At 60.1% G+C, this 25286-nt stretch carries 23 protein-coding genes; 19 read left to right on the top strand and 4 right to left on the bottom strand.

Annotated elements, in window-relative coordinates:
• The first annotated feature begins 199 nt into the window (after positions 1-199).
• From ACI514_RS12780 to ACI514_RS12695, 18 genes are all read left to right on the top strand, one after another.
• Positions 200-1156, top strand: coding sequence for an AraC family transcriptional regulator (locus ACI514_RS12780; RefSeq protein ID WP_095118488.1), 957 nt, complete (start codon positions 200-202; stop codon positions 1154-1156).
• 152 nt (positions 1157-1308) lie between these two features.
• Entirely contained in the window at positions 1309-2664 is a 1356-nt protein-coding gene (gene benA, locus ACI514_RS12775; protein ID WP_099758901.1) for a benzoate 1,2-dioxygenase large subunit, read from the top strand.
• A complete protein-coding gene (benB, locus tag ACI514_RS12770) occupies positions 2664-3152 on the top strand; it encodes a benzoate 1,2-dioxygenase small subunit (protein ID WP_160057540.1) in 489 nt (162 codons plus the stop codon). Before benA ends, benB begins: the two co-directional genes overlap by 1 nt.
• Positions 3153-3172: 20 nt before the next feature.
• The gene (benC, locus tag ACI514_RS12765; protein ID WP_405123973.1) at positions 3173-4186 is read left to right on the top strand and encodes a benzoate 1,2-dioxygenase electron transfer component BenC; all 1014 of its coding nucleotides are present in this window, start codon (positions 3173-3175) and stop codon (positions 4184-4186) included.
• A gap of 20 nt (positions 4187-4206) precedes the next feature.
• Positions 4207-4968 carry a 1,6-dihydroxycyclohexa-2,4-diene-1-carboxylate dehydrogenase gene (locus ACI514_RS12760; protein ID WP_405123972.1) on the top strand — a complete coding sequence of 254 codons (762 nt, stop codon included), beginning with the start codon at positions 4207-4209 and terminating at the stop codon, positions 4966-4968.
• Positions 4969-4990: 22 nt separating this feature from the next.
• Positions 4991-6112 (top strand): muconate cycloisomerase family protein, encoded by a 1122-nt coding sequence (locus ACI514_RS12755; RefSeq protein WP_405123971.1) that lies wholly within the window; start codon positions 4991-4993, stop codon positions 6110-6112.
• A gap of 15 nt (positions 6113-6127) precedes the next feature.
• Positions 6128-6418, top strand: a complete 291-nt coding sequence (gene catC, locus ACI514_RS12750; protein ID WP_405123970.1) for a muconolactone Delta-isomerase — start codon at positions 6128-6130, stop codon at positions 6416-6418.
• Between the two features lie 163 nt (positions 6419-6581).
• Positions 6582-7499: a catechol 1,2-dioxygenase gene (catA, locus tag ACI514_RS12745; RefSeq protein WP_405123969.1), complete on the top strand. Its 918-nt coding sequence runs from the start codon at positions 6582-6584 to the stop codon at positions 7497-7499.
• Between the two features lie 497 nt (positions 7500-7996).
• Complete coding sequence (locus tag ACI514_RS12740; RefSeq protein WP_160057545.1) at positions 7997-9043, top strand: isopenicillin N synthase family oxygenase; 1047 nt, start codon at positions 7997-7999, stop codon at positions 9041-9043.
• A 27-nt stretch (positions 9044-9070) separates the two neighbouring features.
• Positions 9071-9880 carry a MetQ/NlpA family ABC transporter substrate-binding protein gene (locus tag ACI514_RS12735; protein WP_095049871.1) on the top strand — a complete coding sequence of 270 codons (810 nt, stop codon included), beginning with the start codon at positions 9071-9073 and terminating at the stop codon, positions 9878-9880.
• Positions 9877-10677 carry a methionine ABC transporter ATP-binding protein gene (locus ACI514_RS12730; RefSeq protein ID WP_160057546.1) on the top strand — a complete coding sequence of 267 codons (801 nt, stop codon included), beginning with the start codon at positions 9877-9879 and terminating at the stop codon, positions 10675-10677. Before ACI514_RS12735 ends, ACI514_RS12730 begins: the two co-directional genes overlap by 4 nt.
• Positions 10674-11345 carry a methionine ABC transporter permease gene (locus ACI514_RS12725; RefSeq protein ID WP_405123968.1) on the top strand — a complete coding sequence of 224 codons (672 nt, stop codon included), beginning with the start codon at positions 10674-10676 and terminating at the stop codon, positions 11343-11345. The genes ACI514_RS12730 and ACI514_RS12725 overlap by 4 nt, the downstream gene beginning before the upstream one ends.
• Before the next feature lie 8 nt (positions 11346-11353).
• Complete coding sequence (locus tag ACI514_RS12720) at positions 11354-12910, top strand: sugar ABC transporter ATP-binding protein (protein ID WP_160057548.1); 1557 nt, start codon at positions 11354-11356, stop codon at positions 12908-12910.
• Positions 12903-13928 carry an ABC transporter permease gene (locus ACI514_RS12715; RefSeq protein WP_160057549.1) on the top strand — a complete coding sequence of 342 codons (1026 nt, stop codon included), beginning with the start codon at positions 12903-12905 and terminating at the stop codon, positions 13926-13928. Before ACI514_RS12720 ends, ACI514_RS12715 begins: the two co-directional genes overlap by 8 nt.
• Before the next feature lie 23 nt (positions 13929-13951).
• Positions 13952-15007: a substrate-binding domain-containing protein gene (locus tag ACI514_RS12710; RefSeq protein WP_405123967.1), complete on the top strand. Its 1056-nt coding sequence runs from the start codon at positions 13952-13954 to the stop codon at positions 15005-15007.
• Between the two features lie 148 nt (positions 15008-15155).
• Positions 15156-15821: a sulfite oxidase-like oxidoreductase gene (locus tag ACI514_RS12705; protein WP_160057551.1), complete on the top strand. Its 666-nt coding sequence runs from the start codon at positions 15156-15158 to the stop codon at positions 15819-15821.
• Positions 15822-16253: 432 nt separating this feature from the next.
• On the top strand, positions 16254-18641 hold the full coding sequence (locus tag ACI514_RS12700) for a TonB-dependent receptor plug domain-containing protein (protein ID WP_405123966.1): 2388 nt from the start codon (positions 16254-16256) through the stop codon (positions 18639-18641).
• Positions 18631-20031: an APC family permease gene (locus ACI514_RS12695; RefSeq protein WP_405123965.1), complete on the top strand. Its 1401-nt coding sequence runs from the start codon at positions 18631-18633 to the stop codon at positions 20029-20031. Before ACI514_RS12700 ends, ACI514_RS12695 begins: the two co-directional genes overlap by 11 nt.
• 184 nt (positions 20032-20215) lie before the next feature.
• On the opposite strand, the gene ACI514_RS12690 is transcribed toward ACI514_RS12695, so the two are convergent.
• The 4 genes from ACI514_RS12690 to ACI514_RS12675 form a co-directional block, all read right to left on the bottom strand.
• On the bottom strand, positions 20216-20677 hold the full coding sequence (locus tag ACI514_RS12690; RefSeq protein WP_405123964.1) for a DUF3574 domain-containing protein: 462 nt from the start codon (positions 20675-20677) through the stop codon (positions 20216-20218).
• A gap of 197 nt (positions 20678-20874) precedes the next feature.
• Entirely contained in the window at positions 20875-23256 is a 2382-nt protein-coding gene (locus ACI514_RS12685; protein WP_160057555.1) for a DUF3772 domain-containing protein, read from the bottom strand.
• Between the two features lie 167 nt (positions 23257-23423).
• On the bottom strand, positions 23424-23657 hold the full coding sequence (locus tag ACI514_RS12680; RefSeq protein WP_160057556.1) for a hypothetical protein: 234 nt from the start codon (positions 23655-23657) through the stop codon (positions 23424-23426).
• Positions 23658-23800: 143 nt separating this feature from the next.
• Positions 23801-24679, bottom strand: a complete 879-nt coding sequence (locus ACI514_RS12675; RefSeq protein ID WP_160057557.1) for a LysR substrate-binding domain-containing protein — start codon at positions 24677-24679, stop codon at positions 23801-23803.
• A 157-nt stretch (positions 24680-24836) separates the two neighbouring features.
• Between ACI514_RS12675 and ACI514_RS12670 the strand changes: the two genes are divergently transcribed.
• On the top strand, positions 24837-25262 hold the full coding sequence (locus tag ACI514_RS12670; RefSeq protein ID WP_108225465.1) for a VOC family protein: 426 nt from the start codon (positions 24837-24839) through the stop codon (positions 25260-25262).
• Positions 25263-25286 lie beyond the last annotated feature (24 nt).

The following is a 25286-nucleotide window of genomic DNA, read 5'->3' as shown; positions in this document are numbered from 1 at the left end:
TCGGGTTTTTTTGGCGTGTAGGGCATTTCTTCGGCAAGTGTAGGCGTTGTTCAAACACACTCTGTAATCCACAAAAAGTGTTCGATTATCGAGTACCCAAACCTTCGTCCAATTGCCCACCCTGACACTCCGGCGTACTGTGACACGTGATGCCTGAAACCCCGTGAAACCAAAATAACGACAACAACGAGCACCTCCCATGGACAGCCATCTGCTGAGCGATCGCAGCAGCGTGTTTCGTCACGCTGACCCTTATGCCGTCTCCGACTACGTCAATCAGCACGTCGGCCAGCACTTCATCGGCCTGTCCAGAACCGCCCACCCGCAAGCCAGCCTCAACCATCGCAAACTCGCCAATCTCGATCTGGCCCGCATCAGCTATGGCGGCAGCGTACGCGTGACCTCCGTGGCCCTGGAGACCGTTTACCATCTGCAAGTGCTGCTGCAAGGCAATTGCCTGTGGCGCGGGCACAAGCGCGAGCAGCATCTGGTGCCGGGCGAGTTGCTGTTGATCAATCCTGATGATCCGGTCGATCTGACTTACTCGGATGATTGCGAAAAATTCATCCTCAAGGTGCCGGTCAGCGTGCTTGAATCGGTGTGCGACGAGCAGCGCTGGCAGCGTCCGGCAAGCGGTATCCGTTTCCTGCGCAATCACTATCGGCTCGATGAGCTGGAAGGCTTCACCAATCTGCTGGCGATGATCTGTCAGGAAGCCGAGGCCAGCGACCCGTTGCTGCGGGTGCAGGAGCATTACGCGCAGATCATCGGTAGCAAACTGATCTCGCTGATGAACACCAATGTCAGCCGTGAGTGCCTAAGCGCACCGAACGTCAGCTTCGAGCGCATCGTCGATTACATCGAGCGCAATCTGAAACTGGATTTGCCGGCCGAACATCTGGCCGCACAGGCGAGCATGAGCCCGCGCTCGCTGTACGTTTTGTTCGAACGCCAACTCGGCGTCACGCCGATGCAATACATCCGCCAGCGCAAACTGGCGCGCATCCACACCTGCCTCAGCGATCCAAGTTGCCCGGTGCGCAGTCTCACCGAACTGGCCCTGGACTACGGCTTCCTGCACCTCGGTCGCTTCTCCGAAAGCTATCGCCAACAGTACGGCGAACTGCCGTCGCAGACCTTCAAACGCCGCCACTAAAACACAGCGCTAAACCCTCTCCGAAACACGCCGAATCATCTGCCGCGCCATCCTGCACAAAACGGATAGCGATCTGCAGGATTCGGCTATTGCCCCGTGCATCGCCTCCCTAATCTGACCTGGCCTGAACAATAACAATGGAGGCCCCGGCCATGTCCCTGGGAATCGACTACCTCAATGCCATGCTTGAAGAAGACAAGGAGAAGGGCGCCTACCGCTGCAAGCGGGAGATGTTCACTGATCCGCGGCTGTTCGAACTGGAGATGGCGCACATCTTCGAAGGCAACTGGATCTACCTCGCCCACGAAAGCCAGCTCCCCAACAATAACGATTTTCTGACCACCACCATGGGCCGTCAGCCGATCTTCATCGCGCGCAACAAGGACGGTGTGCTCAACGCGTTCCTCAATGCCTGCAGCCATCGTGGCGCCATGCTCTGCCGGCACAAGTCCGGCAACCGTTCCAGCTACACCTGCCCGTTCCACGGCTGGACGTTCAACAACAGCGGCAAACTGCTCAAGGTCAAAGACCCGAGCGAAGCCGGCTATCCCGCAGGCTTCAATTGCGAAGGCTCCCATGACCTGACCAAAGTCGCGCGTTTCGAGTCCTATCGCGGCTTTCTGTTCGGCAGCCTGAATGCCGATGTGAAATCCCTCGCCGAGCACTTGGGTGAGTCCGCCAAGATCATCGACATGATCGTCGATCAGTCGCCAGAAGGCCTGGAAGTGCTGCGCGGTTCCAGCTCTTACATTTACGAAGGCAATTGGAAACTCACCGCTGAAAATGGCGCCGATGGCTACCATGTCAGCTCGGTGCACTGGAACTACGCCGCCACCCAGAACCAGCGTCAACAGCGCGAAGCAGGTGAGGCGATCAAGACCATGAGCGCCGGCAGTTGGGCGAAGAAGGGCGGCGGTTTCTACTCGTTCGATCACGGCCATCTGCTGCTCTGGACTCGCTGGGCCAACCCCGAAGACCGTCCCGCTTATGAGCGCCGTGACGAACTGGCCCGGGATTTCGGTCAGGCCCGCGCTGACTGGATGATCGAAAACTCGCGCAACCTGTGCCTGTACCCGAACGTGTACTTGATGGATCAGTTCAGCTCACAGATCCGCATTGCCCGGCCAATCTCGGTCGACAAGACCGAAATCACCATCTACTGCATCGCTCCCAAAGGCGAGAGCGCTGAAGCGCGGGCCAAGCGCATTCGTCAGTACGAAGACTTCTTCAACGTCAGCGGCATGGCCACGCCGGATGACCTGGAAGAATTCCGCTCGTGCCAGACCGGTTACGGCGCTGGTCGTGGCTGGAACGACATGTCCCGAGGCGCGACGCATTGGGTCGAGGGCGCGGACGCAGCGGCCGAAGAAATCGATCTCAAACCGTTGCTCTCCGGCATGCGCACCGAAGACGAAGGCCTGTTTGTACTGCAACACAAGTACTGGCAGGAAACCATGCTCAAGGCCGCTGCCACCGAGCCACAACTGATCCCCGTGGAGGCCGTGTGATGAGCAACCTCTACGACTGCGTGCGCGATTTTCTCTACCGCGAGGCGCGTTATCTTGATGACGGCCAGTGGGATCAATGGCTGGAGCTGTACGCCGCCGACGCCACTTTCTGGATGCCGGCCTGGGACGACAACGACACCCTCACCGAAGACCCGCAAAGCGAAATCTCGCTGATCTGGTACGGCAACCGTGGCGGCCTCGAAGACCGCATTTTCCGGATCAAGACCGAGCGCTCCAGCGCGACCATTCCCGACACCCGCACCTCGCACAACCTGAGCAACATCGAAATCGTCGAGCAGAGCGCAGACGAGTGTCAGGTGCGCTTCAACTGGCACACCCTGAGCTTTCGTTACCAGGTCACTGACAGCTACTTCGGCAGCAGTTTCTACACCCTCGGTCTGCGCGGCGAACAGCCGCTGATCAAGGCCAAGAAAGTCGTGCTGAAAAACGATTACGTCCGTCAGGTCATCGACATCTACCACATCTAGTCGACACGGCGAGGTGCACCATGAATTTCCAGATCGCGCTTAATTTTGAAGACGGCGTCACCCGTTTCATCGAGGCTGGCGGCCATGAAACCGTCGCCGATGCGGCTTATCGCCAAGGCATCAACATCCCGCTGGACTGCCGTGACGGCGCCTGCGGCAACTGCAAATGTTTCGCCGAGGCCGGGCGTTACGACATGGGCGACAACTTCATCGAAGACGCCTTGAGCGCCGACGAACTCGCACAAGGTTATGTGCTGACCTGCCAGATGCGCGCTGAAAGCGATTGTGTGGTGCGAGTGCCGGCAGGCTCGCAGCTGTGCAAGACCGAACAGGCCAGTTTCCAGGCCTCGATCAGCGATGTCCGGCAGTTGTCCGAAAGCACCATCGCGCTGTCGATCAAGGGCGAGGCGCTGAGCAAACTGGCGTTTCTGCCGGGTCAATACGTCAATCTGCAAGTGCCGGGCAGCGCGCAGAGTCGCGCCTATTCTTTCAGCTCGTTGCAAAAGGACGGCGAGGTCAGCTTCCTGATTCGCAACGTGCCTGGCGGCTTGATGAGCAGTTTCCTTACCGGGTTGGCCAAGGCTGGCGACAGCATGACGCTGGCCGGTCCCTTGGGCAGCTTCTATCTGCGCGAGATCAAGCGGCCGTTGTTGCTGCTCGCTGGCGGCACCGGCCTGGCACCGTTCACCGCGATGCTGGAAAAGATCGCCGAGCAGGGCAGCGATCATCTCGTGCATTTGATCTACGGCGTGACCAACGATTTCGATCTGGTCGAACTTGATCGTCTCGAGTCCTTTGCCGCACGTATCGCCAATTTCAGCTTCGGCGCGTGCGTGGCCAATCCGCAGAGCGCGCATCCGCTCAAGGGTTACGTCACCCAGCACATCGAGCCGCGCCATCTCAATGAAGGCGACGTCGACGTGTACCTGTGCGGGCCGCCGCCGATGGTTGAGGCGGTCAGCCAATACATCCGCGAGCAGGGCATCACCCCGGCGAATTTCTACTACGAAAAATTTGCCGCTGCGGCTGCCTGAAATCCTTTTTCGAGGTTGTCATGAACAACAGATTCTCCAACAAGGTCGCACTGGTCACTGGCGCGGCGCAGGGTATCGGCCGCCGTGTGTGCGAACGCCTGTTGCGCGAAGGCGCACAAGTGGTCGCCGTAGACCGCTCAGAGCTGGTTCACGAGCTGCAAGGCGAGGGCGTTCTCGCACTGACCGCTGACCTTGAGCAATACGCCGATTGTGCGCGAGTCATGGCCGAAGCCATCAACACGTTTGGCCGTCTCGACATTTTGATCAACAACGTCGGCGGCACAATCTGGGCCAAGCCCTTCGAGCATTACGAAGTCGAACAGATCGAGGCTGAAGTGCGCCGCTCACTGTTCCCGACGCTGTGGTGTTGCCACGCCGCGCTGCCGCACATGCTAAAGCAAGGTTGCGGGGCCATCGTCAACGTTTCATCGATTGCTACCCGTAGCGTCAATCGCGTGCCGTACGGCGCGGCCAAGGGCGGCATCAATGCGCTCACCGCGTGCCTGGCCTTTGAAAACGCCGAGCGCGGGATTCGCGTCAACGCTACCGCACCGGGCGGTACCGAAGCACCGCCCCGGCGGATCCCGCGCAATGCCGCCGAACCGTCGGCGCAGGAGCAGGCCTGGTATCAGGAAATCGTCGCGCAAACCCTCGACAGCAGCCTGATGAAACGCTACGGCAGCCTCGACGAACAGGTTGGCGCAATCCTCTTTCTCGCCTCCGACGACGCTTCCTACATCACCGGTGTGACTCTGCCGGTTGGTGGCGGCGACCTCGGTTGATTACTTTTCAAGGGACATTGAAATGCAGCGAATCCTGATTGAAAACCTGACGACGATCATCGTCGACTTGCCGACCATCCGCCCGCACAAACTGGCGATGCACACGATGCAGAAGCAGACCCTGGTGATTCTGCGCCTGCGCTGCAGCGATGGCATTGAAGGTATCGGCGAAGCCACCACCATTGGCGGCCTCGCTTACGGTTATGAAAGCCCGGAAAGCATCAAAGCCAATATCGATGCGCATCTGGCGCCGGCGCTGGTAGGCATGGAGGCCAACAACATCAACGCGGCGATGCAGCGGCTCGACAAAATTGCCAAGGGCAACACTTTCGCCAAGTCCGGCATCGAAAGCGCGCTGCTCGATGCGCAAGGCAAACGCCTCGGTCTGCCGGTCAGCGAACTGCTCGGCGGCCGCGTACGGGACAGCCTCGAAGTGGCCTGGACCCTGGCCAGCGGCGACACCGCCCGCGACATCGCTGAAGCCGAGCAGATGCTCGAAGCGCGTCGCCATCGCATCTTCAAATTGAAGATCGGCGCCAACCCGCTGGAGCAGGATCTCAAGCATGTGGTGGCGATCAAAAAAGCCTTGGGCGAGCGCGCCAGTGTGCGAGTTGACGTTAACCAGTATTGGGACGAATCCCAGGCAATTCGCGGCTGTCAGGTACTGGGTGACAACGGCATCGACCTGATTGAACAGCCGATCTCGCGGGTCAACCGCTCCGGGCAGATTCGCCTGAATCAGCGCAGCCCGGCGCCGATCATGGCCGACGAATCGATCGAAAGCGTCGAGGATGCTTTCAGCCTTGCCGCCGACGGTGCTGCCAGTGTGTTCGCCCTGAAAATCGCCAAGAACGGCGGCCCGCGTGCCGTGCTCAGAACCGCGCAGATCGCCGAGGCGGCCGGCATCGCGCTGTACGGCGGCACCATGCTCGAAGGCTCCATCGGCACGCTGGCCTCGGCGCACGCCTTCCTCACGCTCAAACAACTGACCTGGGACACGGAGCTGTTTGGGCCGTTGTTGCTGACCGAAGACATCGTCATTGAAACGCCGCAGTACCGCGATTTCCACCTGCACATCCCGCGAACCCCGGGCCTTGGCCTGACGCTGGACGAAGAGCGTCTGGCGCGTTTTCGTCGCCACTGAATCAGGAGAACCAGCATGTTGTTCCACGTAAAAATGACCGTGAAATTGCCCGTCGATATGGACCCGTCGCTGGCCGCCCGGCTGAAGGCGGACGAAAAGGAACTGGCCCAACGGTTGCAACGCGACGGCGTATGGCGACACCTATGGCGCATCGCCGGGCATTACGCCAATTACAGCGTGTTCGATGTCCCCAGCGTCGAGGCCCTGCACGACACGCTGATTCTTCTGCCGTTGTTCCCCTACATGGACATCGAGGTCGATGGCCTCTGCCGGCATCCGTCGTCGATCCACAGCGACGACCGCTGACCCAACCCGGTCCCTGTAGGAGTGAGCCTGCTCGCGATAGCGGTGTGTCATTCAGCATCGATGGTAACTGGCAGACCGCTATCGCGAGCAGGCTCACTCCTACAAGGGACGGTGCTGGAACTCAAGAACTGCGTCGACAAAACAACAAGATGAGGTAACCACCATGACCGTGAAAATTGCCCACACCGCCGAATTGCAAACGTTCTTCAAAGAAGCCGCCGGTTTTGCCAACGTCGACGGCAACTCCCGGCTGAAAACCATCGTCCTGCGCATTTTGCAGGACAGCGCCAGCATCATCGAAGACCTCGACATCAGCGAGGACGAGTTCTGGAAATCGGTCGACTATCTCAACCGTTTGGGCGCTCGCTCGGAAGCAGGGCTGCTGGTCGCCGGCCTCGGAATCGAGCATTTTCTCGACCTGTTGCAGGACGCCAAGGATGCACAGATCGGCTTGACCGGCGGCACGCCACGCACCATCGAAGGCCCGCTGTACGTGGCCGGCGCGCCGTTGTGCGAAGGTGAGTGCCGCATGGATGACGGCAGCGAGGAGGGCGTCGCCACCGTTATGCACCTCGAAGGCCAAGTGTTCGATCTGCATGGCCAGCCGCTGGCCGGTGCCACCGTTGATCTGTGGCACGCCAACACCAAGGGCACGTACTCGTTTTTCGACCCGAGCCAGTCCGAGTACAACCTGCGTCGACGCATCATCACTGACGCCGAGGGCCGCTACCGCGCTCGCAGCATCGTTCCGTCCGGTTATGGCTGCGACCCGCAAGGGCCGACCCAGGAATGCCTGAACCAGCTCGGCCGCCATGGCCAGCGCCCGGCCCATGTGCATTTCTTCATCAGCGCACCGGGGCATCGGCACCTGACCACGCAGATCAATCTGTCGGGCGATCAATACCTGTGGGATGACTTCGCCTATGCGACCCGTGAAGGCTTGGTCGGGGAAGTGGTGTTCCGTGAGGACGCGGTTTTGGGGCGTTATGCGGAGCTGAAGTTCGACTTCCAGTTGCAGCAGGCGCCGGACGCCAGTGCCGAACAACGCAGCCAACGACCGCGTGCGTTGCAGGACGCTTGATACCGAGTCGTCAGTGCCCCTCACCCTAACCCTCTCCCAGAGGGAGAGGGGACTGACCGAGGTGATCTAGAGCGCTACGTCGACCTGAACGCTTTGTACCGAATCCAACCCGGTTGTTCAGGTCGATGTACACCGCAAGCCAACACGGTCGGCTCCCTCTCCCTCTGGGAGAGGGCTGGGGTGAGGGGAACTGATCAAGGTGATCTTGAGCGTCACGCCAACGTGAACGATATTCGCCGAATCCAACCCGGTTGTTCAGGTCGATGTATACCGCAAGACAACTCGGTCGGCTCCCTCTCCTCGGGAGAGGGTTGGGGTGAGGGGAATTCAGACCTAAGGTAATGCGAAAAAGATATTGGCTACGTATTTTTAAGATCGTTTAGTTTTGTCGCAACGACGAATCAAAACGCATCAAACCGATAGACCCCCGATTGCCATGACGGCACACGCTGAATCGATCACAGGTTCTTCAGGTTTGATTCACACGGGAGTGAATCATGCCGCATACCCTCGATATCACCGCATTACCGACGCTGGACCTGTCGCAGTTCGAAGGCACAGCTCAGCAGCGCTACGAATTTCTCGAAAACCTGCGCCACGCCGCCCGCGACGTCGGCTTCTTTTACCTGACCGGCCACGGTATCGACAGCGACTTGCTCAAGCAGGTGCAGGCCCACGCCCGGCAATTCTTCGCCTTGCCCGACAGTGAGAAAACCGCCGTCGGCATGATCAACTCACCGCACTTTCGCGGGTACAACCGTGCCGCCTCGGAGATCACCCGTGGCCAGCCTGATCTGCGTGAACAGTTCGATCTGGGCGCCGAGCGCGAGGCGCTGCCATTGACGGCGGACAGCCCGTTCTGGGCGCGGCTGCAAGGCCCCAACCAATGGCCGGCGGCACTGCCGGAACTGAAACCTTTGCTGCTGGAATGGCAAGAGGCGATGACGCGGATGTCGTTGCGCCTGCTGCGTGCGTTCGCTCAGGCACTGTCGCTGCGGGCCGACGCGTTTGATCAGCTCTACGGCGACAAACCCAACGAACACATCAAGTTGATGCGCTATCCCGGCCAGTCCAGCGAGTCGAGCCACCAGGGTGTCGGCGCGCACAAGGACTCCGGTTTCCTCAGCTTCCTCCTGCAAGACCAGCAGGCCGGTCTGCAGGTCGAGATCGAAGAGGGGCGCTGGATCGACGCGTTGCCGCGTGAGAACACCCTGGTGGTGAACATCGGCGAACTGCTCGAACTGGCCAGCAACGGTTATCTGCGGGCCACGGTGCATCGCGTGGTTTCGCCACCGGCGGGTAGCGAACGCCTGTCGGTCGCGTTCTTCCTCGGCGCGCAACTGGACGCCGTGGTGCCGCTGTATCCGCTGCCTACTGCACTGTTGCGCGAGGCGCGCGGGCCGGCGAGTGATCCGCTCAATCCGCTGTTTCGCGATGTCGGCTGGAACTACCTCAAGGGTCGTTTGCGCTCGCATCCCGATGTCGCGCAGCGCTTCTACGCCGATGCGCTGCTGCCGCCACCGCCGGTTCGCAAATCCGCCTGACTCATCACTCGCTCAAGGACTCCGCACATGATCAAGAAAGCAGGTTTGACCCTGGCCGTGCTCGGCGCACTAGTGACGTCGTTCGGTGCGCAGGCGCTGGAGCCGTTGCGCGTGGCCGCCGACCCGGTGCCCCACGCGCAGATTCTGGCGTACATCCAGAAAATCGATCCGCAGCTGAATCTCAAAGTCATCGAGATCCCCAACGGGGTGAACTCCAATGAGCTGTTGGTGCACGGTGATGTCGACGCCAATTACTTCCAGCACCTGCCGTACCTGAAATCCCAGGAAAAGGCCCTCGGCGAGAAACTTGCGGTGGCGGCCACGGTGCATATCGAACCCTTGGGCATCTACTCGCACCGGCACAAAAGCTTCGCCGACGTGCCGGTAAAAGGCACCGTCGCCGTGCCCAACAACGTCACCAACCTGAGCCGCGCGCTGTACCTGTTGCAGGACAACGGCCTGATCAAACTCAAATCCGGTTTCAATGACCCGGCGGCCGATCAGGCAACGCCCAAGGACATCGCCGAGAACCCGAAACAGCTGAAGATTCTCGAAATCGAATCACCGCAGATTCCGCGCTCGCTGGACGACGTCGATCTGGCCGTGATCAACGGCAACTACGCGCTCGACGCAGGCTTGGTGCCAGCCAAGGATGCCTTGGGCCTGGAGAAAGCCGAGCACAACCCCTACGCCAATATTCTGGTGACCACGCCGAAGCTGGAGCACGACCCGCGTATCGCGCAACTGGCCAAGGACCTGACTTCGCCAGAAGTCGCCAAATACATCACCGACAACTTTGCCGGTTCAGTGATTCCGGTGGCGGGCAGCAAGCCATGATCGCCGTCGAGCAGTTGAGCAAGACGTATCCTTCGGCCGCGCAACCGGCACTCGATCAGGTCTCGCTGAGCATTCCCGACGGTGCGGTCTTCGGGATTCTCGGGCGTAGCGGGGCGGGCAAGTCGACGCTGCTGCGCTGTCTCAATCTGCTCGAACGTCCGGACAGCGGCCGGATTCTGATTGACGGTGTGGATCTGCTGACGCTGTCCGACAGTGACCTGCGCAAACAACGCCAGCGCATCGGCATGATCTTCCAGGGCTTCAACCTGCTGCATTCGCGCACGGTGTTCGACAACATCGCGGTGCCGCTGGAGATTGCCAATATCGGCAAACCGTGGCGCCATGTGCGGGTTCGCGAATTACTGGAACTGGTCGGTTTAAGTGACAAGGCGCAGGCCTTCCCGTCGCAATTGTCCGGCGGCCAGAAACAGCGCGTCGGCATTGCCCGCGCCCTCGCCGCAGAGCCGGCGTACCTGCTCTCGGACGAGGCCACCAGTGCGCTCGACCCAGAGACCACCGAATCGATCCTGCAATTGCTTCGCGACATCAATCGGCAATTGGGCGTGACCATCGTGTTGATCACCCATGAACTGGAGGTGGTCAAGTCGATCTGCGATCACGCTGCGTTCATGGCCAACGGACGTCTGGTCGAAGCCGGGCCGGTGCCAAGGCTGCTGGCCGATGCGCAATCGCAACTGGGCGCTTCGCTGCGGCCGACCTGCGGCTTGCCACTGGGTCACGCTGAGCCGGGCCTGAGTTTTCTTAAACAATACGGCGTACGGGCGGCGCATTCATGAACCGCACGGTCAATTGGGATGAAATCCTGCAACTGGTGTTCAACGCCACCGGTGAAACCCTGTACATGGTCTTGCTCGCGGGGCTGTTCACGCTGCTGATCGGCTTACCGCTGGGCGTGTTGCTGTTCATCAGTCGTCGCGACGGGCTGTTGCCGTTGCCACGCTTGAATGCCGCGCTGGGTGGCGTGGTCAACCTCGGCCGTTCACTGCCATTCGTGGTGATGCTGATCGCCCTGATTCCGCTGACGCGGTTGCTGGTCGGCACAACACTGGGCAGCACCGCCGCTGTGGTGCCGATCACCATCGGCGCGTTTCCGTTCTTCGCACGCATCGTTGAAAACGCCTTGGACGAAGTCGACAAGGGCCGCATCGAAGCGATCCTCGCCATGGGCGGCGACATCGGTCATGTGATCTTCAAGGTGTTGCTACCCGAAGCGTTGCCGGCGTTGCTGGCCGGGATCACCTTGACGCTGGTGATGCTGATCGGTTTTTCCTCGATGGCCGGGGTGATCGGTGGCGGCGGGCTCGGTGATCTGGCGATCCGTTACGGCTATCAGCGGTTCAACAATGAAGTGATGGTTGCCACGGTGGTGGTGTTGGTGATCCTCGTCCAAGGCGTGCAAAGCCTGGGTGATCGATTGGTTCGTTCGCTGGCGCATCGCCGCTAAGGATTTGTATGAGTGTGCCGGTCGCTGTAGTTCGCGAGCCACTGATTCGTGTGCGTGAGTTGAGCAAAATATTTGGCGCGAGCCGGGCGCTGGATGCCGTCAGCCTGGACATCTATCCCGCCGAAGTAGTGGCGCTGCTCGGTGCCAATGGCGCGGGCAAGTCGACCCTGGTGAAGATCCTCGCGGGCAGCCAGACTGCCGACGCTGGCGAGATCTGGCTGGAAGGCGCGCCACGGCATTTCAGCTCGCCGCTGTCGGCGCGGCGCTTCGGCATTGTCGCGGTGCATCAACAGATCAACGAGGGCATTGCACCCGGTTTGAGCGTCGCGGAAAACCTCCTGCTCGATGAACTGTGCAAGCCAGACGCGGACTTCTGGCTCAATCGCAAACGCCTGCTGGAACGCGCCGCGAGCATCGCCGCCGGGCTGGGTTTGACCTTGCCGCTGGAGCAACCGATCGAGCATCTCGGTCAGGCCGAACGGCAATTGGTGGTGCTTGCTCGGGCCTTGGCCTTGCAGCCGCGTCTGCTGATTCTCGATGAGCCGACGGCAGCGCTCTCCGACACCGAGGCGCAGCGCCTGTTTGGTTTGATCGACACCTTGCGCAGTCGCGGCGTGGCGATTCTGTACATCTCCCATCGACTCTCCGACCTGCAACGCGTGGCGGATCGCGCCATCGTTCTGCGTGATGGTCAGTTCGCGGGTGAGTTCACCGCTCGGCAATTGCCGGAAGCGGTGAGCGCCATGCTCGGGCAGGCGCTGGCCGAGCATGTTTATCAGCCGTGCGTGGCCGGGCGCGAGGTGTTGAAACTCAACGCCATGCAAATTCTGCCGCGCTCCGCCGCGTTCGACCTGACACTGCACGAAAACGAAGTGGTGGTGCTCACTGGGCTGTTGGGCGCCGGTAAAAGTGAAATCGCCGAGGTGCTGTTCGGCCTGCGTAAAGCGACCTCGGGCCGCGTGCAACTGGATAACGCTGACTGGCGTGCGGACTCACCGCGCCAGGCCATTCAAAGCGGGGTGTTCTTTGCTGCCGAAGACCGCGCCAGTCAGTCGATGGTGGCGGATTTTTCCCTGCGCCGGACGTTGACCTTGCCGTTTCTGGAGCGCTTCACACGTGGCGGTTTTATCCGCAACCGCGCCGAGGCCGCAGCGGTCGAGGCACAAGTGGCAGCGCTGGGGATCAAGACTGCCGGCATCGATGTGCCGATGAGCGCGTTGTCGGGCGGCAATCAACAGAAAGTCGTGCTCGGCCGCTGGCTGCTCGGCAATGGGCGAGTATTGATCCTTGATGAACCTTTTCAAGGCGTCGACGTGCGCGCCCGCCGCGACATCGGCCAACTGCTGCGCGACAGCGCCGAGGGGCGCGCGACTTTAGTGATTTGCGCCGACGTCGATGAAGCCCTGGAAATTGCCGACCGCATTCTGCTGGTACGCGATCACGCCGTGGTCGCCGAGTACCCGCGTGCCGGCCTCGATCGTGCTGATCTGGTCGCTGCACTGGCCGGCAGCGACGTGACCGAACATTCCCCTCAAGCCACGCCAAGGAGCAGAGCGAGTGCCTGATTCAAGTTTACTGTTATCGACCGAGCCGGCACGCGCCGAACGTCTGCTGCACGGGTTGATCCGTTACGGCCTGTTATGGCTGCTGGCGCTGATCGTGGTGTTTTTCAGTGTGGCCGAGCCGGCATTCCTGCGCGTCGGCAATCTGTTCAGCATCCTGCAATCGGTGTCGATTGTCGCGCTGCTGGCGCTCGGCGTGACGCTGACCATGGCGGTCGGCGGTCTCGATCTGTCGATTGGCGCGGTGGCGGCGATGAGCCTGATGATCGCCAGTTACGTGATGGTCGTGCTCGGCTGGGGCGCGGTGCCGGCGGTGTTGATCAGTCTGGCCGGTGGGGCGCTGGTCGGTCTGCTCAACGGCTGGCTGATCGTCAAACTGCGGGTGCCGGACATTCTCGCGACGCTGGGCAGCATGTTTCTGGTGATCGGCGTGCAGCTGATTCCCACTGGCGGGCGCTCGATTGCGGTAGGCATGACGCTGCCCAGCGGTGAGGAAACCGAAGGTACGTTCAGTGCTGCGTTTCTGGCGCTGGGGCGTGGACGGTTGTGGGAGGTGGTGCCGATTCCGGTGTTGATCACGGCGGTGGTAGCAGTGGCGGTGTGGCTGTTTCTCGAACGTACGCGCATTGGTCGTTTGTTCTATGCGATCGGCGGCAACGAGCAAGCGGCGCGTCTGGCCGGTGCTCCGGTGCAGCGCTTCAAGTTGTTGGCTTACGTGCTCTCGGCGTTGCTCGCATCGCTCGGCGGGTTGTTGCTGGCAGCGCGCCTGGGTCGCGGCGATGTCAGTTCGGGCAACGGTCTGGTGCTGGATGCTCTCGGCGCGGCGCTGATCGGTTTTGCCGTGCTCGGTGCGAAGAAGCCCAATGCCTTCGGCACCCTGGTCGGGGCGCTGCTGGTGGCGGCGCTGCTCAATGGCCTGACCATGCTCAACGCGCCGTATTACGCGCAGGATTTCGTCAAGGGACTGGTGCTGGTGCTGGCCCTGATGTTCACGTTCGGCCTCGCGCATCGGGCGCGTTGAGCCGCTTTATTCAAGGAAGTTGCATGCACGGTTCAATCACACAGTTCGCCCGTCAATGCCTCGCTGGTGCGTTGCTCTCGGCAGTGGCGCTGGGCGCTCAGGCTAAAGCCTTGCCAGGTGCGCCGGCACCGTTCGATAAAGGTCAGGTGCAGATCGCGCTGGTGGGATATTTGTTCTCCGGGGACTTCCCCGAGGCGTATTTGCGCGGCGTCGAAAAACAGACCGAAGCGCTGGGTGCCAACCTGCGGGTATTCGATGCCCGGCAGCAAGCGGCGAGTCAGGGCGAGATGATCGATCAGGCGGTCGATCTCGGCGTCGACGGCATCATCGTCCAGCTCGGCCTGGCCGAAACCCTGAAAGCGCCGATCGATCGGGCCATCGCCAAAGGCATCAAAGTCGTCGCTTTCGATGTCGATCTGAACACCCCGCAAGTGACTCAGGTCGAGCAGGATCACCATGCGCTGGCGCGTCTGGCACTGGATCAGGCCATCAAGGACAACGGCACAAAGTTTGATGCCGGCTACGTGTACATTAGCGGCTTTACGCCGATGGAGCGCCGCGATGAAATCTGGAGTCAGGTGAAGAAAGCCAATCCGGGGATCGTCGAGAAGGCACGCTTTGGCACGCTGAATCCGCCGATTGCCAACTCGGTGGCGGATCAGGCCAGCGCCGTGCTTCGAGCCAATCCAGGCATCAGCGTGATCTTCGCACCGTTCGATGAGTTCGCCAAAGGTGCGAAAATCGCCGTCGATGAGGCTGGGCTGACCAGCAAGGTGAAGATCTACAGCGCCGATATTTCCACCGCCGATATTCAGATCATGAAAGAACCGGACAGTGCCTGGGCGGCGACGGCGGCGGTCAATCCGCAAGTCGCCGGGGCGATCAGCGTGCGCAGTCTGGCGATGTTGATTGCCGGGGAAAACCCGGGGCATCAGGTGCTGGTACCGCCGACGTTGATTACCCGCCAGCAGTTGCTGGATCTGGATGTGAAAAACGTTCGAGATCTGGCGCAGAAGCTCCCCAGCTTTGGTGATTCCGCGAATGTCGCACGGGCGGCGTGGATCCCGGTGGTCAACTAGATCCTCCTACCGACAACGATCCCCTGTAGGAGTGAGCCTGCTCGCGATGGCGTCAGGTCTGTCGACATCTTTGGCGCTTGACCCAGCGCTATCGCGAGCAGGCTCACTCCTACAGGGAATTGGGGGCACCCTTGAAAATGGAGTGACTATGCACAACAAAGCTGACCGCTTACGCAAAAGCCGTTCCCCGAAAACCGATACGGCGCTCGGTAAACGACTACCCCCAGGCCAGGTGCTGACGGAGCGTTTTCCAATTCTCCACGAAGGCGAAATACCGGATTACGACCTCGCCAACTGGTCGCTGCGCCTGTTCGGCACACTCGCACGGCCAATCGAATTACGTTACGCCGATCTGCAGACGCTGCCGCAACGGCAACTGCGCTGCGACATCCATTGCGTGACGCGCTGGTCGAAGTTCGACACCGAGTGGAGCGGGGTGCATCTGCAGGACCTGTTGCAGGCATTTGATATCCAGCCAACATCGGATTTTGTCATGGCCCATGCCGACCACGATTACCAGACCAACTTGCGACTCGACGATCTGTTGCATCCGGGCAGTCTGCTGGCCACCCATTACGCCGGCCAACCGCTGACCGCACAACATGGCTGGCCACTGCGGCTGGTGGTGGCGGGGCGGTATTTCTGGAAGAGCGCGAAGTGGCTGCGCGGGCTTGAATTCGTCGAGCAGGAACAACCGGGGTTCTGGGAGCAGAATGGCTTTCATCTGCACGCCGATCCGTTTGCCGAACAGCGTTTCAGTGGGGATGAACTGGATATTGCCGAGAATGCCTGGCTGGAAAAAGAGTTCGACTAAGTAGTGCCCGACGCAGATCAAAACTGTAGGAGTGAGCCTGCTCGCGATAGCGGTTTTAAATTCAACGGTGATGTCGACAGATGTACCGCTATCGCGAGCAGGCTCACTCCTACAGGGGGACTGCATTTCAATATAAAAAATTGGTGTTGGTTGGTTCAGGTGTTGGCTCAGCAACACTTCTGTTGAACTAAGAACAACTTTTTAGAGCGATCTAACCTAAGCGTTATTGGTTCTTTTGCGATCGACGGCAGCTCGTCTAGCATCGGCTTTCAAGGGGAAACGTCTCACGCTGGGGAAACTGCAACTCACCGTAAAAAAGCCTTCACTGCCTTCCAGAAATCCAAAACTACAGCAGACATTTCCGCGCATTGCTTGCCGAACTTTTATTGTCGGCAACGGCCGGGTATTAACTGCGATTCAAGGAGCTGTTATATGTATTACCGTTCCCGTTCATTACTGGCGGCTGCTGTCGTGTCCGCTATCTGGCAACTTCCGGCCAACGCCGAAGAAACTTCGGCAAGCGCTGACAGCGAATCCCGACTTGGTACCGTGTTGGTCACCGGCACCCGTGGCACTTCGCGCACCGTGCTGGATTCGCCGGTGCCGGTCGATGTGCTCACCGCTGAAGACCTCAAATCCGCCGGCGCCGCTGACGGTGAACTGGGCGCGGCATTGCAGACTTTGTTGCCATCCTTCAGCCTGCCGCGCCAATCCAACTCCGGCGGCGCCGACCATGTGCGTGCGGCGCAACTGCGCGGCATGAGCCCGGATCAGGTGCTGGTACTGGTCAACGGCAAGCGCCGCCACACGTCGGCGGTGGTCAACGATTCGTCGAAGATCGGTCGCGGTACTGCCCCCGTGGATTTCAACTCGATCCCGCTCAGCGCGATCAAACGCATCGAAGTGCTGCGTGACGGTGCCGGCGCGCAGTACGGCTCCGACGCGATTGCTGGGGTGATCAACATTATCCTCGACGACGCCCCCGAGGGCGGTGAGGTGTCGACCAGTTATGGCGCCTATCACACCCGTCAGGACGCGATCGACAAGACCACCACCGACGGCCAGAACAGCGTGACCACGGCGAAGATCGGCACGCGTTTGGGGGAGGAGGGCGGGTTTATCCGTGGCGGCACCGAATACAAGGATCGCAACCCCACCAACCGCGCTGGTTTCGACGGTTTTGCCGACAGCCCTGGCCAGCGCAACTATGTGATGGGCGACGGCGTCGCGCGCGACGTCAACCTCTGGTTCAACAGTGAGTTGCCACTGGCCGGCGGCAAGGCCTACAGCTTCGGCACCTATAACCAGCGCCACACCACCGGCGCCGAGTTCTATCGCTACCCGTACGAACAGCCGCAGTTCTACCCCAACGGCTACTTGCCGCAATCGCTCGGCGACAACAAAGACATCTCCGCCACCGCCGGTTTCAAAGGCCTGATCGGTGACGAGTGGGACTTCGACAGCAGCGTCACCCACGGTCGCAACCGCTTCGACGGATCGACCCGGCACACGCTCAACGCCAGTCTCGGCGAAGACTCACCGACGAAGTTCGACACCGGCGATTACGAGCTGCGCCAGACCACCAGCAACCTCGACTTGAGCCGCGAACTGCGTCTCGGTGAGCGCTCCTTCGTACTCGCGGTTGGCGGCGAATACCGCTACGAAAACTACCTGACCTATGCCGGTGACGAGGCCTCCTACATCGGCTCCGGTGCCGACGGCGCCAATGGCCTGCGCCCGAGCGAAGAATCGGATCTGGATCGCAACGTGTTCGGTACTTACGCCGAGTTTTCCGGCGATCTCACCGACCGCTTCTTCGTTGACGCCGCTACGCGCTGGGAGCATTACGACGATGCCGGCAGCAAACTCACCGGCAAACTCAGCGGTCGCTACAAGCTCACCGAGCAATGGGCCTTGCGCGGTGCGGTGTCGAACAACTTCCGTGCACCGTCGCTGGCGCAAAGTGGCTTCCAGAACACCACCAGTAACTTCGGCGATGGCGGCACGCTGACTGACATCCGCGTGCTCTCGGTCAACGACCCGATCGCCCGCGCACTGGGCGCTGAAAAACTCGATCCGGAAACCTCGAAGAACTTTAGCCTTGGCCTGACTTTCCAGTTGAACGAACGCTTCGACGCGTCGCTGGACGTGTTCCGCATCGACGTCAAAGACCGCATCACCCTGTCGCAACGCATTGGCAGCGATGCTCTGGAAAACTACATCAACGACAACTTCGGCGTTGCTGGCGTGCACGACGTCAACTTCTTCACCAACGCGGCGGACACCAGCACCGACGGTGCCGAATTGGTGCTCAACTACCACCAACCGTTCTACGAAGGGCAACTGGGCCTGACCACCGCGTACACCTACAACCACACCAAAGTCACCAGCACCAAAGGCACGCCGTCGCAACTGACGGCGCTGGGCGTTGGCAATGACGCGCTCGTTGGTGTCGAAGAAACCAACACCCTGACCGACGCGGCGCCGAAGGATCGCTTCATCTTTTCCGCCAATTGGGCCAGCGAGCATTGGGGCTTGCTCGGGCGTCTGACCCGCCAGGGCGAGACCACTCGCGTGTTCGATTTCGGCGATTCGCAACCGGAGCAAACTTACGGCGCGGTGTGGCAGCTGGACGCCGAGGTGGCCTACAAATTCACCCCGAAATTCAACATTGCCGTGGGCGGCAACAACCTCACCGACAACTACCCGGAACGTTCCGGTTCGGCGATCAACTACGGCGGCAACCTGCCGTACGACGTGCTCTCGCCAATCGGCACCAACGGCGCCTACTACTACGCCCGCGTCACCTATGGTTTCTGACGCGGGGCCGGGGCGGCATCTGCCGGTGTTTCAGGCGTTGCTGATCACGCTGGGCATGGTGATCACCACCGACATCCTGAAAACCGCGCCGACCGTGGCCCTCAATGTCGGGCCGGAGCATTTCTACCTGGTGTGGGTGCTGGGCGGCGTCGCGTCGATGATTGGCGCGCTGTGTTTTGCAGAGATGGCCACGGCGTTTCCGCATCCGGGCGGCGACTATCACTTTCTGCGCACGGCGTATGGCGAACGCATGGGATTCTTGTTCGCCTGGTCGCGGTTTTCGGTGATGCACACCGGGTGGATAGCGTTATCGGCGTTCATGTTTGCCGATTACGTCGATGCGGTGGTGCCGCTGGGGCAGTACGGCTCCGGGTTGTTTGCCGGGGCGGTGATTGCGGCATTGGTGTCGCTTAATCTCATCGGTAAACACACTGGTTTTATTACCCAGACCTTGTTGGTGGGGCTGCTGGCGCTGGGTTTTTTGAGCATCGCCAGTGCCGGTGTTTTTCTGGCCTGGCAAGGTATCGAAGCGCCTGCGCCGAGTCTTGCGCCCGTCGCGCAAAACACCGGCATGGCCGGGTTCTCGGCGGCGATGATTTTCGTCTTTCTGGCATTCGGCGGCTGGAGCGATGCGGCGACGTTGTCGGCGGAAGTGCGTGATGGCCGGCGGGGGATTTTCATCGCCATGCTCGGTGCGCTGAGCGTGTTGATGGCGATCTATCTGGCGCTCAATTGGGCGTTCGTTCAGGGCTTGGGATTCGCTGGACTGGCCGCCAGCAATGCACCGGCGGTTGAGTTGTTGAACCGTGCTTTCGGTGCACCGGGTGTCATGCTGATTTTGCTGATGGTCGGTATCGCCGCGATCGCGACCATCAACTCGACCCTGCTGGTCGGCGCTCGCACCACTTACGCTGCTGCGCGCGATGTGCCACAACTGCGCAGCTTCGGCGCCTGGGATGACCGCCATGGTGTACCGCGCAAAGCGTTACTGGCGGAAGGAGCGGTGGCATTGTTGCTGGTGCTGTTTGGCAGTTTTACTCAGAGCGGCTTCAACACCATGGTCGAGTACCTGACCCCGGTTTATTGGCTGTTTCTGAGTTTGAGCAGCGTAGCGCTGATCATCCTGCGACGGCGCTTTCCTGAGGTGCCGAGGCCGGTGAAGGTGCCGTTGTATCCGCTGTTGCCGCTGCTGTTTTTCGGGTTGTGCCTGTACATGCTGTATTCCAGCGTGACGGTGGTGGGGTTTGGGGCATTTTTGGGGATTGCGGTGTTGCTGGTGGGCTTGGTGCTGTTGGCCGGGTTGAGCCGACTGACGCTAAACCCTCACCCCAGCCCTCTCCCAGAGGGAGAGGGGGCCGACCGAGGTGTCTTGGGGGATACATCGACCTGAAAGACCGAATCGATTATGGCTTCAGTGAAGCAAATACTGGTCGAAGCCGATTGTGGATTCAGTGAAGCAAATACTGGTCGAAGCCGATTATGGATTCAGTGAAGTACGTTCAGGTCGGCGTACTTCTCCAATATCCCCGGATCGGTCCCCTCTCCCTTTGGGAGAGGGCTAGGGTTAGGGGCTCTTAAAAGGACACCTCCGCCGGCTGCGACAACCGCAGCACCGACAAGTCCCCCGTAATACGCTTGTAAGCCAAACGAATCGCTTCGATGCTGGCCCCATTCTTCGCACTATTTTCATGCAAAATCACAATCACCTTGGTGCTCAAGCGCTCAGGCTCCTTCGCGCCCTTATCCCGCCACTGCCCATAAGCATCAAGCACACTGAATCCATCAGGAAACCGCGACGTAACCTCCTGATCAAGAAACTCGCGCCAGCGCGCCGGGCTGACCGCACCTTCCTTGCCATCAATCGAACCCACGGAGAAGTACAACTCGGTGCGAATCCACTGCGCCTGCGCCGGCCGCGAAGTATCACCTTGCAGGGTCGAACTGGCGGGATCATGGGTGTGAACGGACGCAGGAGGAGGGCTGGCACAACCGGCTACGGCGAGGAATAAAGCCGCCAGTAAAAGACGTTGAGGCATGGAACATCCTTATTGAACGATGAGTAAACCGCTCGAGTATAAGGTTGCTGTCTGACCGCCAATAAAGACCTAAAAAGCAGGCATTTAGGCGCTTCCGGAATAACCCTTCACCGCGCAAAAATTGTGGGAGCGAGCCTGCTCGCGAAGGCGATTTTTCAAACACCGAAAACATTCCATGCCACAGCCTCACCGATTCATTACCCACTCGCCGGCGGTTTCGCCAACGCAATCTCTGCCGCACCCAGCCGCTTGAGAATTTCAAACAACAAATCACTTTTGGTCACCCCGACAATCCTCGGGCTGCCCACATAACCGGTCACCGTCAAAGTAATCCCGTCCGGCGACAACTTGCTGAAGCGCACGAACGGTGCCGGTTTATCGAGGATGGTTTCGTTCTCCCGATAAGTGTTGAGCAACAGGTCTTTCACCTCTTCGGGATCGATGTCCAGCGGGAACACCAGTTCCAGCGACGCCACGCCTTGCGCGCTGCCACCCAATGTCACGTTGCGCAGGTTCTGCGAGATCAGTTGCGAGTTGGGCACGATGACAATCGAGCGGTCGCTGAGCTGGATTTCCGTGGCGCGCACATTGATGCGGCGAATATCGCCTTCGACGCCACTGATGCTGATCAAGTCGCCGACTTTCACCGGCCGTTCAGTCAGCAAAATCAGCCCCGAGACAAAATTCTTCACGATCTCCTGCAAGCCGAAACCGATGCCCACCGATAACGCACTGACGATCCACGCCAGATTGGTCCACTGCACGCCCAGCGACGACAGCGTCAGCAGAATCACGAAGGCGTAGCCGATGTTGGAAAACAGCGTGCTCAGCGAGGCGCACATGCCCGGGTCCATCTCGGTCTTGGGCAGGAACTCGTTGTCGAGCCAACGGCGCAGGGCGCGGATCAGCCAGATGCCGATCATCAGCGCCAGCACGGCATTGAGCAGGTGGCCGGGGACGATGTTCAGCTTGCGCAGCCCGGCGCCGCCGAGGATTGCCATGATGTTGCTCGCCAGTTGTCCCAGCGTGGTGCCGATGCCGCCGACAAACAGGGCGATGACCGCCAGCAACAACAGCGCGGCCCGGCTGAAACCGGACAGCAGAATCTCGATCTGATCAAGCCGGCGATCGCCAATGCCGAGCAACTGTTTAAGTGCCTTGCCGCTCGCATGTCTGGGTGAAAACACGTGTTCGCAGGCGTCCTTGACCAATTGAATCAGCAAGTAGAACCCCGACAAGACTATGTACGCCCACACCAGCTCATAACTGATGAACCGCGCCAGCGACACGTAACCGGTGAGCAGGGCAATCGCCGAGACAAACATCGAAATGCTCGCGATGGTGTAAATCACCCCGGCAAACGTACTGTTGGCCGCCGCTGCATCATTGGCCGCGACCAGTGCCTTGCGCACCTTGCCGACGCGCAACAGCAGGACCGTCACGATCGCTAGCACGACGATCGAAATGACCCCGCGCCCGGCAATCACGATCTGGCTGCTCATGCCGGTGGCGTTGCTGACCTGCACCAGCGTCACCAGCACCAATAACGTGCAGGACAAGATGCGCGGGTAGGGCCTGAGCGCCAGCGCCACCTGATCGGCAATCGCCGGCAGGCGCCACGAGGGATGTTCGGTCGACAACAACGCGCGGCTCAAACCGGTGATCAGCACGCAGGCATAGACGACCTTCTCGAACTCTTCGGAGAATGTTTCCAGTACCGGCGGCAAATTTTGGTGGCGGGTGCAGGCGTAGAACAACAATTGCAAGGCAATGCCGGTGGTAGCGATGGTCGCCAGCGCTGAGGCGAACGCCAGTGCACTGCGGCGCAGACGCCCCTCGGGCATGCGGTAAATGCACACCCAGGTCAGGCCGCGTTCGGCCAGTCTGCGGCCGAATGTCCAGATGATCAGCGCCAACGCCATCAGTACACTGGTGTAGGCGCGTTCGCCCGGCGCCCACACGGTGGACCATGTATCGCGCACCTGCGTGACGAAAAAGCGTAAACGCTGACGGTCGTCGTCACTCGGACTCACCAGCGGCGACCAGAAACTCGGGCTCAGCACGCTGTCAGTGCCCAGCGTCAGCTCACTTTCAAGCAGTGTGCGACGGATGCCAGCGATCTGCGTAATAAGGTCCGCTGCGCTCTGCTTCAGCGCAGCCAGGCTCTTCAGCGTGCCGTCGACCTTGCTCTTTTGCTCGGCCAGCGATGCCCGTTGCGCGACGATATCTGCCTGCTCGGCCGCCAGATCGGCATCCGGCGCAGCCCCCAGCACCCCAAGCTGCACGGCCAGTTGCGCCTGCTGCGGCAACAACGCTGCCGACAACCGATCGACATCCAGAATAAACGCCTGCACCCGATCCTGCGGGCCTTCGAGCTGGTTGTAATTGTTCGCTGCGGAAATCTGTTGCTTGAGGCCGTCGAGGCGTTGTTGCAACGCCTGCAGATCGCTTTGTGAAATCACCGGCAACGGCGCGGCGGCGGTGGCCGGCGCCGGCAAATCGGCTGCCCACAGCGGCGGACTGCCGCAAACAAGCAGCATGAACGCGACAAAAAACAACGACTTCAGTGTGTTGCGCATGGGTGAGGCGGCTCGAATGGATCACACAGTCTATGAGGTTAGGTGATCGAGCCGATCAGGGAGGAAAACTTTCCGGCAAAGCAGGGCAGGTGAGCAAGTGTCCAGACGAAAAAAGCCCGACGGGTAAGGTCGGGCCTTTCTTCGGTGACGGCGCTGAAGCACTGCATTCAGACGGCGCGGCGTTCAATCAAGCGGTCCGAACCACCTTCGGCAACGGCATCACTGAACAGCGGGTCGGTTTCAGTGGCGGCGGCAACTGCGTCGCTGAACAGCGGATCAGTCTGGGTCGCAGCGGCGACTGCATCGCTGAACAGTGGATCAGTCTGGGTGGCAGGTTCAGCGGCAAAAGCATTCAGGGCGAACAGTGAGAAAGCGATGCTGAGAAGGGCTTGGCGTTTCATGAGTGTGTGCTCCGTGGGGTAGTGGTTGGGTCTGGAGCCGATCTTACGCCGTGAGCCTGATAAGAGAACTTCATTGAATCAATGGCTGTTATTGACGCGGTTAATGATTGGGCTTTCTGAAGTCATCAAGGCGTAAATCAGGCTTACGCATAACCGATCTTCACCTGAGCACTGATCAGTTCAGCCAGCATCCGCACCGGCTCGGTGAAGGTCTGCCGCGACCGGTGCACCAGGCCGATATCGCGGTGGAAAGTGTGTTGCCCCAAGTTCAGCACCCGGACACCGGCAGGCCATGCAAAGTCGGGCGCGGTCTGCGGCACCAGTGCCACTCCGACACCGTTTTCGACGAGTCTGATAATCGCCTCCAGCTCATCCAGCTCGCAGACCTCTCGCAGTGTGAAATGCATCTGCCGCAAAAAGCGGTCGACCTGCCTGCCGCCAAAGGAAGATCGGTCATATCGAATGAACGGCTGGCTGGAAAGCAACTGGGTCCAGTCATCTCCCGGCATATCACGCGGCACGATCAACCGGTAAGGCTCCAGTGCCAGCGTCGTCCAGCGCAGGTCGCTTTGCAGTGAAAAGGGTGGGCGGATGATCACGGCCATGTCGATCTCGCCAACATCCACCAGGTTGACCAGTTCCATCGACAACCCAGGCACCACGCGGGATCGGCACTGCGGGCAGTGCTGGTGAAACTTAGCCAACGCGTCCGGCAAGTAAGAGCGCTGCACTGAAGCAATCGCGCCAATGTTGACCAGCACGTTGGGCGGCAGTCCCATCGTTGTCGAACCGAGGCTGTCGTAGAGCCTGAGCAGTTCTTGCGCCTGCAGGAGGATCTGCTGGCCCATTTTGTTGAGGTGTGCCGAGCGCCCCTTCCTGTCGAAAAGCTCGAAGCCGAGTTCAGCTTCCAGGCGCTGGATCTGTGCGCTGACGGCGGCCTGCGTGAGGCCGATTTTGTTGCCTGCAGCAGCGAAAGTACCTTCGCGCGCGACGGTGATGAGTGTCTTCAGTTCTTTGATCATTCACAAATATTAATTGTGTTTCTAAGAAATATATATTGATTTTTATGTTTGGTTTTCCGTCCTAGGATGTTTCCCATTCCCCGGCAGCGGCTGAATCCTAAGGCGCCGATGACGGCAGGAATGTTCGCCAACCCACAACAATATGATCGGAGTTCTGATGAGCCTCTCGCCTTTTCACCTCGCTATCCCCGTTTACGATCTGGCTGCAGCGCGCACCTTTTACGGTGAAGTCTTTGGTCTTGCAGAAGGGCGCTCCAGTACTCAGTGGGTCGACTTCGATTTTTATGGCCACCAACTGGTCATCCACGAACACCCGAAAACCGCGTCCCAGGAAAGTGTTCACAGCAACCCGGTCGACGGTCACGACGTTCCGGTTCCGCACTTCGGCATCATTCTGGGATGGCAACAGTGGGAAGCATTGGCCGAACGCCTGAAGTCCTTTGGCACCGAGTTTGTGATCGAACCGTACATTCGCTTTCAGGGGCAGGTCGGCGAGCAAGCCACCATGTTTCTCTTTGATCCGTGCGGCAACGCTCTGGAATTCAAGGCTTTCAAGGATATGAGCCAGCTCTTCGCCAAATGACAGGCGGCATGGCACAACCCGGTT

The sequence above is a fragment of the Pseudomonas sp. M20 genome, from assembly GCF_045037865.1.
Lineage (GTDB): Bacteria > Pseudomonadota > Gammaproteobacteria > Pseudomonadales > Pseudomonadaceae > Aquipseudomonas.
The sequence above is the reverse complement of the archived record's forward strand: the minus strand, read 5'-3'. Positions and strand labels throughout refer to the sequence as shown.